We start from the raw sequence: 11,500 nt of genomic DNA, 5'->3' as shown, positions 1-11,500 counted from the left end.
ACATGTCTAAGTTTTTTATTATAAAACAACGGCTCAGGTAAAGTTGTTACCCAAGCCCATCATTTTAACTTACACACTTTATGAGAGGGTGTCAACTATCTATAGTTATCCCCCAAGTAAAAAAGGCTATTATATGAACTGGTTCATATAATAGCCTTTTTGCTGATAATCAATAAATAGAATAAGAGAAACCTATTTGCTTTTTCCCTGATTGGCTACTGCAGCCATAAGCTTTTTAATCTCTTCAGGGTCGCCTAAGAAATAGTCTTTTACGAGGTTTAGATTTTCATCAAACTCAAATACATATGGAATTGCAGTAGGGAGATTTAACTCTGATATATCTTCGTCCGAAATCCCTTTAAGATGTTTGATTATACCTCTTAAACTGTTTCCGTGTGCTGCTACAAGTATCTCATTAGAAGTCTTGAGTGAAGGATAAATTTCACACTCCCAATAGGGCATAATGCGCTCAATAGTCTCTTTTAAAGACTCCGTAAGTGGCAGGTAGGCAGCAGGAACATTTTTGTATCTAGGATCTAAGAATGGACTTCTTTCATCTTTTACATCCAATGCATCGGGTGCAACATCGTAACTTCTTCTCCAGACATGTACCTGTTCGTCACCGTATTTTTCGGCTGTTTCGGCCTTGTTCAAACCTTGAAGTGCACCGTAGTGTTTCTCATTTAAGCGCCAACTCTTTTCCACAGGAATCCACTCTTGATTGAGTGTGTCAAGTGTTATATTAAGGGTTTTGATAGCTCTTTTGAGATAGGAAGTATAGGCTTTATCGAATTTGAAACCTGCATCTTTAAGCAGACGTCCAGCTCTAACGGCTTCGTCTTTGCCGGTGTCAGATAAATCTACATCTGTCCATCCTGTAAATCTATTTTCTTGATTCCATGTACTTTGTCCGTGACGTAGCAATACTATTTTTTTCATATCCGAATGGTATTCGTTAATATCTTAATTATTCGTGTGCGCTAATAGCCAATTTGATCTCTACATCATCTTTGATAACCGCATCTTTAAGGTCTTTAAATACGTTCTTAGAACCGTAGTTAACATTCCACTCTGTACGGTTGATTACAAAGACATTAGATACAGCTGTATAAACACCCTTTTCATTCTTAGTAATTTGTACTTCAAAGCTAATGTTCTTGGTAACATCTTTCATCTTCAAGTTACCTTCGATCATATAGTTATTACTATCTAGTTTATTAGCACTAGTAATATCAAAGGTAGCAGTTGGGTATTTGCTCACATCGAAGAAATCCTCACTCTTAAGATGTGCTACAAGTTGATCTCTCATCTTGCCTTCATCCATATCTGTGTTTTGGATTGAATTCATGTTTATCGTAAATGATCCTGATAAGATTTTATCTCCATCAATTGATATATTACCCGATTCGAGCTTAATCGTTCCTGCATGATCTCCTCCAATCTTGTAACCAATCCAGTTAATTACAGAGGTAGATGCGTCTACTGTTAGGTTATGTTTAGTTTCGGTTGCTACTTCTTTAGCATCTTTAGTTTCAACTTTGTTTTTCTTATTGGCTCCACCACAAGAAGCTAATCCTAAAGCAAGTACGGATAATAGTAAGTATTTAATCTTCATAATTATAAATGTTTATTTAATTCTATCTATATTAACAAAATAGCGTTCTTTTTGTTGCTATTTACTCTATAAAATAAAGAGCCACTTGTCATAATACATGCAAGTGGCTCTGTTCTATTCTATAGTTTATCTTCCTTATTACTCTTGATTTAGTGTGTAGTGTAGGGTTGGATGTGCTTCAAGCTTTGTTTTGCGCCTATTGAACAGTGTTACTAGAAGTGTATTGGCATCATCCGAAACCAAATCTAGTGTGGCGTACTTCTCTATCTGGTCTTTGGTTAGCTTATTAGCTTCTAAAAACCCTTGGTTGTGCAGAATCTCTTGTAACCAAGCCTTCTTCTGCTTCTTGCAGGTCTTTTCCTCCCAAAATCCGTGTGGGCGTAGCGTATAATTGTCATAATAGTCGGCTCTAAGTAGCTCGAAAATATCAATCCCACGTGCTAGGGTAAATTCGTATAGCAGCCTGAAAAGGTCTTCTAATTGATAGCCAAAACGAGGAAGACCAGCTTCAGTATAATAGGAATGCATGGCTTCGAAGAACTGGAAATAAGCTCCTTTGAATGGCCCATCCATGAGATAGCTCATAGAGCGTTGGAATCGTCCGCTGTTCCAATAACGATCTAGAGCCTCTTCGGCACAGTGGATACGTTCAATTTCGGCAGCTGATATATCGTCATTATAATAGATTTCATAAGGTGCTTCTTCTTGGAAGCTATAACCATACTTGCTCGCATTGTTCCGTAGTGAGGTGCCTCGCAGCATCTTCAAGAAACCAAGTTGTACCTCTTTGGCACCTAGAGCAAACACATCGTTAAATGATTTTATAAAGCGCTCGAAAGTCTCAAAGGGTAGACCAGCAATGAGGTCTAGGTGCAAATCAATTTTGCCTCCGTCCATCAGCTTTCTAATATTACCAGCCAATAGTTCAAAATCTTGAAGACGGTTAATCTCTTTATTTGTCGGTTCGTAAGTCGACTGGATACCAATCTCAAAGCGGAAATAATCTTTGGGTAACTTGGTATTGAGGTACTCTATATTTTCGTCTTTAAGCAGATCTGCATAAATCTCAAACTGACAACTTAAATTAGGTCTATGGTGTTCAATTAGATAACTAAACACATGGTGCGTATGGTTCTTATTTAAGTTGAAAGTACGATCCAAAAACTTAATCAGCTTAGCGGGGCTATTAATGAAATAAGCTAAGTTCTCGTCGATATGTTGTTTTGGGAAGTAACGAACACCTTTCTCAAGAGAAGACAGACAGTACTTGCATTGATAAGGGCAGCCTCTAGACGTTTCGAAGTAAACCACACGGTGCTTTAGTGAGTCTCTATCTTCGGGTAGCTGATAAGGAGAATCGAGTTCGATTAGCTTCTCAATGTCAGCTTGAACAATTGTTCTATTGATATGGCCTTTGTATGAGACACCCGGTATATCAACCTCTCGTTGGCCTTGTTCTAGTGCCTGGAGTAACTCGCCTGTAACAAACTCTCCTTCGCCACTGATAACATAGTCGATATCCCAGTTCTCAATGAAGAATTCGGGTTCGTACATTACCTCAGGCCCACCAATAAAGATGATGAGTTCAGGTTTGGCGAGCTTAAGCTTCTCAATCAAAGTCTTACTTTGCTTGACGTTCCATATCGAGACACTAATCCCGATAACATCTGCTTGCTTGGCAAGGAGTTGTTCTGTTACCGAATCTATATCTTCTTTTATTACAAACTCGGTAAAAGAGATGTTGAATTTATCTTTATTGGCTACATAGAGCCAGCGTAGTGCTAAAGAGGTATGAATGAACTTTGCGTTTAGCGTTGTTAGAACAATTTTCATGATGCAAAAATATATATTTAAAGCTAAATAGACTATTTTAGTAGAAGCTAAAAAACCAATACTGCGATATATGGAATTAGAAAGAATCTATAGCTTCTTGCGAGAGCTAAAACAAAATAATAATAGAGAGTGGTTTAACGATCATAAGAAAGCTTATGATGAAGTGCGTGCCATTTTCGAAGCATATACCCAACAAATTATTAATCGAATAGCTGTTTTTGATCCGACGGTAATGCCTGTTGAAGTCAAAGACTGCGTGTTCAGAATCTATCGGGATGTTCGGTTCTCCAATAATAAATTGCCCTATAAAACACATATGGGTGCCTATATCAATCCTAAGGGTCGTAAGTCGGATGGTTTTGGCTATTATATCCATCTAGAGCCAGGCAATAGTTTGCTTGGTGGTGGAAGTATTGGCTTACCGACAAAACAATTGACCTTAATTCGTGAAAGCATCTCTGAGCGTATTGACGAATATATCGATATCGTCGAAGACCCAGAATTTAAGAAATACTTCTCTACGGTAGGTGAGGATTTCCTTAAATCTGCCCCTAAGGGATTTTCTAAAGATTACGAATACATTGATTACCTGAAATGTAAGGAGTATATTTGTTCGTATCCCATATCTGATGACTTTGTATTAGAACCTACAGCACTCGATGAGATTGGGCTAGTCTTTGAACAAGCCAAACGTTATGGCGATTTTATAAATACGGCACTCGGCTACTAGATAAATCAAACTATGAAAAAACAAAATTTACCCATCATTCAAAATGATCCTTGGCTTGAACCTTATGCAGACGCCATTGATGGCCGACACCAAGCCGTAATAGAGAAACAAAAAGAGCTATTAGGGTCGAGCGATAAGACTCTTAGTGATTTTGCTTCAGGATATATGTATTTTGGGCTTCACCAGGAAGGTGAGGGCTGGGTATTGCGAGAATGGGCTCCAAATGCTACTGCGATTTATCTAGTTGGCCCTTTTACTTATTGGTTAGAGCGTGAAGAGTTTAAAATGAAGAAGCTCGATTATGGAATATGGGAATTGCATCTTGGTAGAGAGTTCTTGGCCCATGGCGACATCTATAAACTTAGAGTACATTGGGAAGGTGGCTCAGGCGATCGTATTCCTGCATGGACTACTCGAGTAGTTCAAGATGAATCTACACATATCTTTTCAGCCCAAGTATGGGCACCCACTAAACCATATGCTTTTAAGCATACGCAATTCAAACCCCATACCGATCCATTACTGATTTACGAGTGCCATATTGGTATGGCTCAAGAAGGTGAAGTTGTGGGTACCTATCGTGAATTTCAAGATAATGTCTTACCTCGTGTTGTAGCTCAAGGTTATAATTGCTTGCAAGTTATGGCCATTCAAGAGCATCCTTACTATGGTAGCTTTGGTTATCACGTATCGAGTTTATTTGCTCCATCTTCTCGTTTTGGTACTCCTGACGAACTTAAGGAGTTGATTGATACAGCTCACGGCATGGGCGTTGCTGTCATTATCGACTTAGTTCACTCACATGCTGTGAAGAACGAACTTGAGGGTTTGGGCAATTTTGCTGGTGACCTCAATCAATTCTTCTACCCTGGTGACAGAAGAGTACATAAGCTTTGGGATTCGCTCTGTTTTGATTACGGCAAGAATGAGGTCGTACATTTCTTACTATCAAACTGTAAATATTGGCTTGAAGAGTTTAAGTTCGACGGCTTTCGTTTTGATGGTGTTACCTCTATGCTTTATCTAGACCACGGCTTAGGAGAGGCTTTTACAAACTACGATGACTATTATAACGGTAATCAAGACGATAATGCGATTACTTATCTAACCCTAGCCAATCAACTAATCCATCAAGTTAATCCGGATGCTATTACCATTGCCGAAGAGGTATCAGGTATGCCAGGGCTTGCTTTGACTTTTGCTGAAGGTGGATATGGCTTTAACTATAGGATGGCAATGAACATCCCCGATTACTGGATAAAGACCATCAAAGAGCTCAAAGACGAAGAGTGGAAGCCCTCTAGCATGTTTTGGGAGGTGACCAATAGGCGAGCAGATGAGCGAACTATATCGTATTCAGAGAGTCATGACCAAGCCTTAGTAGGCGATAAAACGATAATATTCCGTCTGATAGACTCGGATATGTATTGGCATATGCAGAAAGGTGACGAAACAGACAAAGTACGTCGTGGAATAGCTCTTCACAAGATGATAAACCTGCTAACCCTCTCGACAATTAACGGAGGTTTCCTCAACTTTATGGGTAATGAGTTTGGGCATCCTGAGTGGGTTGACTTTCCTAGAGAGGGTAACGGTTGGTCGCATAAGTATGCCCGTCGTCAGTGGAGTTTAGCCGATAACGAAAACTTGAATTACCATTATCTGTCCGATTTCAATGAGGCTATGCTTCAGCTTGTACGTTCGTATCCGAACTTTCAAGACTTCAAGATTAATCAGATTTGGCATGACGATGCCGACCAAGTACTCGCCTTTGAGCGAAATGGATTGCTATTTGTTTTCAACTTTAGTCCTACTTCGTCGTTTACTGATTACGGGTTACTGGTTAAACCAGGTAAGTATGCAGTACAATTGAATACTGATACAAAGGCTTTTGGAGGGTTTGGTTTTGTTGATGACAGCATAGAGCATTTTACCCAAGGAGATCCTCTTTACAAGAAAGAGAAGAAAGAGTGGTTAAAGCTTTATTTACCAGCTCGATCAGCACTCATTCTCAAGTGGTTTAAATAAAATAAAAAGCGTGATACAGCCTAGGAGCTATATCACGCTTTTTTTATGTCATACTCCTAGTTAGGAGACTTGCTTATGTTTATGATGTTGGCATCACAATCTTTAGCCACAGATAAGTAATGGCTAGTAAAAACAAGGCTAGTGTAATTAAAGAGATAAAAGTAAAGAAGCCAATCTTTACGTAGCGTTTAGCTTTGCGTGCATAAAACTCACTAGCTTCCTTATTTCCTCCAATTGAGAGAGGCGTAACCTTTGCTGCATAAAATAGGGCAGCAAGTCCGAAAGGAGGAAGTATTAAGCTCATTAAAACAGACTCTTCGAGCCAAGTTTTTCTGTATTGTTTATTCTCGCTGGTCATTGGTCTCAATTTTTAAGAAAAGTAAATTCTAATAATTATAGTACGAATAATTATTCCTACAGGTATGCCAATAAATACAAATTGTCGTGCTAGTCGGGCATACTTCTTAGATAAATTCTGTTCTCCTTTAAGGTAGGCATCGTCAACTTTAGCTGCAAAATAAATAGCAATTGCTCCCAGTACTGTTGAAAAAAGGAAAAAAGTAAGTAAGGCTGAAAGAATCCACGATTGAGGTGGATTAAAATCCAAACTAGTTGTTGTCTCTTCATCTTGATGAATATTTAGAATGGATTTTAGCTCAGAAATATCTTTAGCCGACTGCCATGTGGGTAGGTTCTTATGCCACACCAAGGTTTCGGGCGTAATGAGTAATCTTAGCTCTTCAATGGAGTAAGGTCCTTTACGTTCGTTCTCATTAATTGCGATATAATATTTTTCATCCATACTTAGGGCAATTTCTTTTTATAAAGAAACAACAAAATACTTAAACTTGACAAACTTTTGTCCTATAAAATAGTTGATACTTAGTCTTTCAGTTCTATTCTTAATATTTTACTACCATAAGCCTCAATCTTTGTTTTCAATCTGTTATCTGTACTCAAACTAATATCCTCACGTTGACTTGTGAGTAGGTCTATTGCACTAACGTTATGTCGGGGTTTAAAGTTTAGATATTCAAAGGCATGTTGAGGAATATTGATTTCTAAGGTTGCAGAATGACTATCAAAATTGACAAGAATAATGAGCAACTCCTGCTCGTATTTCCTCAGAAAAGCATATTGTTTGGCTGGGTTGAAAAACGAACTCATGGGGTTGATATACATCAGGTCAAAAAAGAGCCCCGAATTTATCGCCTTCTCATCTTTAGCTATTCCCAGAAGCTTTGTGTAATAAGCGTGAAGAAACTTCTCTTCAGTGGTCATATTGGCGAGGTCGAACTTTCCTCGGTTATTCCATCGGCGTACGGTATCCATCGACCAATAATCAAAAATGGTGGTGCGTCCATCAAGTCCGCTAAACCCTTCTTGATCCATCCCTTTCTCACCAAACTCTTGTCCGTTATAAATCATAATGGGATTGGTATTCAGGCAAGCTGTAACCACCATTGCAGGCAAAGCCTTGATGGGGTCGAGTGCAAAATAGGGTGATGCAATCCGTTGTTCGTCGTGGTTTTCTAAGAAAAATAACATTCTACTTTCCAAGCCGTGTAAGTTTTGCCAACAGTAAGTAATGTTGGATGCAGGGATATGCTCTTGAACAATTCCTTTAAGCGTGTCGTACAGTCCAACCTTATCGTATAGATAGTCGAATTTCCCCTCATTTAGATAGGTCCAATATTGAGAAGGAGCATAGGCCTCGGCAATAAAGAGAAGTTCAGGATACTGCTCTTTAACCTTAGGTATTACCCAATTCCAAAAGGCAACAGGAACCATCTCTACCATATCGCATCGGAATCCATCAATACCTTTACTGGCCCAAAACAGCAAGATGTCTAGCATCTTGAACCAAGTACTTGGGGTGGGATTAAAATGCGAACTACGATTATTAAGATAATCGACACCATAATTTAGCTTTACAGTCTCATACCAATCGTTTTTATTGGGTGAGGCTGTAAACTGATCGTTACCTGTAGCCTTCGCAGGAAACTCTTTGTAAGTTCCTAGTTCGGGGTTGAATAGGTCGAAATGTGGTCTAAACTCCGTATTTGGTATATAATAGAAGTTATTATTCGGGCTGAAGCTTTGGTTAATATCATCCGTTTCTCCAAGTTGTTCTGTTCCCGAAGGCTGTTTGTCCGACTGATACTCACGAGCCACATGGTTGGGGACGAAGTCGATTAAAACTCGCAGTCCATTTTTATGACTACGCTTGACTAAGGCTTCAAACTCTTTCATTCGAGCGTTAACCTTTGTGGCGAGTGCTGGTGCAATGTCATAATAATCTTTGATAGCATAGGGAGAACCCGCTTTGCCTTTAACTACTGCAGGGTGATCTTTGGCGATACCTTGGTCGCTAAAATCTGTTTGGGTTGCATGTTCTATGACACCTGTATACCAAATATAGTTGGCTCCTAGTTTTGTTATTTGCTTTAGTGCATGATCGGTAAAATCATTCAGTTTGCCACAACCATTTTGCTCAAGATCACCGTTGGGTGTTAGTTTATTGTTTTTGTTACCAAACAAGCGCGGCAGCACTTGATAGATAATTATCTTCTCATCTGATGTCATAAAATTAATTTATTAAGTGCTATCTCCAAATTTTGCCAAACTCAGTCATTCGGTTTGCCAAAAGGTCTTTAGCTGTGTCGTAGCCATGAATAAAAATCTCTTTGGCTTTGTCGAGCTCTCTATTATTATAGTCGTCGAGGTTGTAGGGCTCGATGAGTAAATCTGCTTTTTTGCGTTCGGGTATGGCATTGGCCTGAAACATAAAGTTATAAGAACGCAGTGCGATTGAGAGTATATTCTTTTTATACTCTTTGGCTATAAGTGGGCTCACATTGATGGCAATAACCTTCTCGCATTGGTGTCTGAGCGTTGACACTGGTAAGTTCATAAATAATCCACCATCAACATAATGTGTATCGTCTATCAATACAGGAGCAAACATTACGGGCATGCAACATGATGCAGCAATGCGTATGGCTAGCTCCCCTTCGGTGAATACAACAGATTTTCCTTTGTCTAAGTCGGTTGCTGTAATCATGAACGGAATTTGCAAGTCTTCAATGTTTTTGGCCTTTAGGTTTGACTTGATAAAATCAATAAAATCTCTTAAATCAAATAAGCCCATCCGAGGGATAATAAATTTCGTTAGGTCTCTAAATGTGTGCCCCGAAAAGAAATCGAGTACCTTATAGGGTTCATTTCCATCGGCATAAAAAACCCCCGCCAATGCACCAGCACTTACACCTGAAATAATGTCTGGTTTAATGTCGTGTTCTAGTAGGGCCTGCATTGCTCCAAGGTGGGCGAATCCTTTGATAAAGCCACCACTGAGCGCATATCCAATCTCGTATTTTTTCTCGCTAAGCATTCGGTATATTTCTTAATTGTAATCTTGTTTTGTAGACTATTACGAAGTTAGTTAAAAACTGAGTTGATGCCTTATAATAGTCTGCTTTTTACATTATATGTAATAAATATTCTTTGCTAACACTTATGTTAGCTTATTTGTTGATTTTTGGCTGACTTGTTCTTGTCATTTGAGCTTTAGTTTATAATATTTTTAAGAATTTATATATATACAATATTTCTGTATCTTTGTAGCGTTATTTACTTTACAATTATGACCAACTATTATAATCCTAAAGAGATTACATTAAATTTTGCCGCTTCTGTGCAGGCTAAAATGAGTAAACCTGTCGTTAAGTTCTGTTTACTGGCTGTTCTAGGCGGGGCTTTTATTGCCTTTGGTGGCCTATTATCTGTCTTAGTGGCTGGTGGTATGCCTGGTGTGGGAGCAGAAAACCCAGGGCTAGTTAAGTTTGTTGCTGGAGCGTTATTCCCTATTGGGTTGATTATCGTTTCTATTTCCGGTGCAGACCTCTTTACGAGTGATTGTGCTGCATTTACACTAGCTCAGCTACAACGCAAAATCAGTGCCAGAACCTTTCTTAAGTATTTAGTCTTGTCGTATGTGTTCAATTTCTTTGGCACTCAAATCATCGCCTTTTTTATGACTCAGCAAACAGGCTTGCTTCAAACGGAACCTTGGGTCGGTTATCTTCATCAATATGCTGGAGCTAAAGTAGATCAAAGTTTTTGGTCGGTCTTTATTAAGGGTGTTGGAGCCAACTGGCTAGTTTGTTTGGGTATGTTCTTGGGTTATGCAAGCAAGGATATAATCGGTAAATGCATTGGCATTTGGATTCCTGTGATGCTTTTCGTGACACTAGGCTACGAACACTCGATTGCTAATATGTATTTTATCCCAACAGCTATCTATACCGGAGCAGACATTACATGGGGTAGCTTCATTGTTCAGAATCTAATTCCTTCGACTCTGGGTAACTTCTTGGGTGGAGCCTTGCTTGTAGGTGGGGTTTATTGGTACCTCTTTTTACACGAAGATTAATCTTAAGTAAGATTTATTAGAATAAAACTAAAATCCCCTCGAGCCTTAACTTTAAAGCTCGAGGGGATTTTAGTTTTTAGGCTTGTGTGAAATAAAAACGACCTACTCGTTTGGTTGTAGCGAGTAAGTCGTAATTTGTAAAGCACCTAGTCGCTCTAGATTGCGACCTTAGGTGGTGTCTTAATGCTTAATAGTTATCTTATCTATAACCTCAATAACCGTGTTATTCGAGTTGATAATTACAGGGAAATTGATTTGGTCGGCATCCGAAACATTTAAATACTTGTGTAGGTGTCCACTGAGCATTATATCGGCATTTGCTTTGTTTAGAAGTGGTATAAATTTCTCGAAAACTTCTTGGGCACCGTGCCAGATATCTTTATTTGGAGCTGGTGGAATATGTCCTATAATTACTTTGAATTTAGCGGTGCGATATGCTTCAGATTCTAGTGTTTCAGCAAGCCATTTTACTTGCTTATTACGGTAGCTATCGAAGTCTCCCAAACCAAAATACTCCATATCTGAGTCAGGTTTGTCTTCTCCTGTGTCTAAAACAACAAAACAGATTGGGCCTTGACTGAAGCTATGATAAAGGTAAGTGTTTTTAGGAGGAGGAGAGGAAGTCTTAATAAATATTAGATGACATAAGTGAATTATATAGTAATTTCAATTATGCTGAAAATAAGCAGAATTAAAATAATGGAGATTAAGACTATTAAATATTACGACATTAATATTAATTGTCTTAATTTTAGTGACTAGCACGTACGGTTTTCCCTGAATCTAAGACACAGATTTGTATCGTGCATCAAATCCGTAATGCCTGTAAATATGTAGTTTGGAAAGACAAAAAACAGTT

The 11,500-nt window shown here is 38.7% G+C and carries 11 protein-coding genes; 3 read left to right on the top strand and 8 right to left on the bottom strand.

Features of this window, described 5'->3' with window-relative positions; translation table 11 throughout:
- Positions 1-192 precede the first annotated feature (192 nt).
- The 3 genes from gpmA to B091_RS0110895 form a co-directional block, all read right to left on the bottom strand.
- On the bottom strand, positions 193-939 hold the full coding sequence (gene gpmA, locus B091_RS0110905) for a 2,3-diphosphoglycerate-dependent phosphoglycerate mutase (protein ID WP_018110029.1): 747 nt from the start codon (positions 937-939) through the stop codon (positions 193-195).
- Positions 940-967: 28 nt separating this feature from the next.
- Positions 968-1,615 carry a YceI family protein gene (locus tag B091_RS0110900; RefSeq protein ID WP_018110028.1) on the bottom strand — a complete coding sequence of 216 codons (648 nt, stop codon included), beginning with the start codon at positions 1,613-1,615 and terminating at the stop codon, positions 968-970.
- Positions 1,616-1,753: 138 nt separating this feature from the next.
- Positions 1,754-3,448 carry a B12-binding domain-containing radical SAM protein gene (locus B091_RS0110895; protein ID WP_018110027.1) on the bottom strand — a complete coding sequence of 565 codons (1,695 nt, stop codon included), beginning with the start codon at positions 3,446-3,448 and terminating at the stop codon, positions 1,754-1,756.
- 70 nt (positions 3,449-3,518) lie between these two features.
- Here B091_RS0110895 and B091_RS0110890 point away from each other — a divergent pair, with 70 nt between their 5' ends.
- Positions 3,519-4,178 carry a DUF2461 domain-containing protein gene (locus B091_RS0110890; RefSeq protein ID WP_018110026.1) on the top strand — a complete coding sequence of 220 codons (660 nt, stop codon included), beginning with the start codon at positions 3,519-3,521 and terminating at the stop codon, positions 4,176-4,178.
- A gap of 12 nt (positions 4,179-4,190) precedes the next feature.
- Positions 4,191-6,206 (top strand): alpha amylase C-terminal domain-containing protein, encoded by a 2,016-nt coding sequence (locus B091_RS0110885; RefSeq protein ID WP_018110025.1) that lies wholly within the window; start codon positions 4,191-4,193, stop codon positions 6,204-6,206.
- Between the two features lie 79 nt (positions 6,207-6,285).
- Here B091_RS0110885 and B091_RS0110880 read toward each other — a convergent pair whose 3' ends face one another.
- From B091_RS0110880 to B091_RS0110865, 4 genes are all read right to left on the bottom strand, one after another.
- Complete coding sequence (locus B091_RS0110880) at positions 6,286-6,564, bottom strand: CD225/dispanin family protein (RefSeq protein ID WP_018110024.1); 279 nt, start codon at positions 6,562-6,564, stop codon at positions 6,286-6,288.
- 12 nt (positions 6,565-6,576) lie between these two features.
- Positions 6,577-7,008, bottom strand: a complete 432-nt coding sequence (locus B091_RS0110875) for a GYF domain-containing protein (protein WP_018110023.1) — start codon at positions 7,006-7,008, stop codon at positions 6,577-6,579.
- An 80-nt stretch (positions 7,009-7,088) separates the two neighbouring features.
- Positions 7,089-8,792, bottom strand: a complete 1,704-nt coding sequence (locus tag B091_RS0110870) for an alpha-amylase family protein (protein ID WP_018110022.1) — start codon at positions 8,790-8,792, stop codon at positions 7,089-7,091.
- Positions 8,793-8,811: 19 nt separating this feature from the next.
- Positions 8,812-9,600: a patatin-like phospholipase family protein gene (locus tag B091_RS0110865; protein WP_018110021.1), complete on the bottom strand. Its 789-nt coding sequence runs from the start codon at positions 9,598-9,600 to the stop codon at positions 8,812-8,814.
- 252 nt (positions 9,601-9,852) lie between these two features.
- Here B091_RS0110865 and B091_RS0110860 point away from each other — a divergent pair, with 252 nt between their 5' ends.
- Entirely contained in the window at positions 9,853-10,641 is a 789-nt protein-coding gene (locus B091_RS0110860; RefSeq protein ID WP_018110020.1) for a formate/nitrite transporter family protein, read from the top strand.
- Between the two features lie 180 nt (positions 10,642-10,821).
- Here the strand turns inward: B091_RS0110860 and B091_RS12175 are convergent, their stop codons facing one another.
- Positions 10,822-11,160 (bottom strand): metallophosphoesterase family protein, encoded by a 339-nt coding sequence (locus B091_RS12175; protein WP_018110019.1) that lies wholly within the window; start codon positions 11,158-11,160, stop codon positions 10,822-10,824.
- Between the last annotated feature and the right edge of the window lie 340 nt (positions 11,161-11,500).

It is taken from the genome of Bacteroides propionicifaciens DSM 19291 = JCM 14649, from assembly GCF_000375405.1.
In the GTDB taxonomy this organism is placed as follows: Bacteria; Bacteroidota; Bacteroidia; order Bacteroidales; family Bacteroidaceae; genus Bacteroides_E; species Bacteroides_E propionicifaciens.
This window is presented reverse-complemented; position numbering and strand designations above follow the sequence as displayed.

Excerpts from the sequence above, each read along its gene's own strand:
- B091_RS0110885 (WP_018110025.1), top strand. The coding sequence starts at position 4,191 with ATGAAAAAACAAAATTTACCCATCATTCAAAATGATCCTTGGCTTGAA.
- B091_RS0110865 (WP_018110021.1), bottom strand. The coding sequence starts at position 9,600 with ATGCTTAGCGAGAAAAAATACGAGATTGGATATGCGCTCAGTGGTGGC.
- B091_RS0110875 (WP_018110023.1), bottom strand. The coding sequence starts at position 7,008 with ATGGATGAAAAATATTATATCGCAATTAATGAGAACGAACGTAAAGGA.
- B091_RS12175 (WP_018110019.1), bottom strand. The coding sequence starts at position 11,160 with ATGGAGTATTTTGGTTTGGGAGACTTCGATAGCTACCGTAATAAGCAA.
- B091_RS0110880 (WP_018110024.1), bottom strand. The coding sequence starts at position 6,564 with ATGACCAGCGAGAATAAACAATACAGAAAAACTTGGCTCGAAGAGTCT.
- B091_RS0110870 (WP_018110022.1), bottom strand. The coding sequence starts at position 8,792 with ATGACATCAGATGAGAAGATAATTATCTATCAAGTGCTGCCGCGCTTG.
- B091_RS0110890 (WP_018110026.1), top strand. The coding sequence starts at position 3,519 with ATGGAATTAGAAAGAATCTATAGCTTCTTGCGAGAGCTAAAACAAAAT.
- B091_RS0110895 (WP_018110027.1), bottom strand. The coding sequence starts at position 3,448 with ATGAAAATTGTTCTAACAACGCTAAACGCAAAGTTCATTCATACCTCT.
- gpmA (WP_018110029.1), bottom strand. The coding sequence starts at position 939 with ATGAAAAAAATAGTATTGCTACGTCACGGACAAAGTACATGGAATCAA.
- B091_RS0110860 (WP_018110020.1), top strand. The coding sequence starts at position 9,853 with ATGACCAACTATTATAATCCTAAAGAGATTACATTAAATTTTGCCGCT.
- B091_RS0110900 (WP_018110028.1), bottom strand. The coding sequence starts at position 1,615 with ATGAAGATTAAATACTTACTATTATCCGTACTTGCTTTAGGATTAGCT.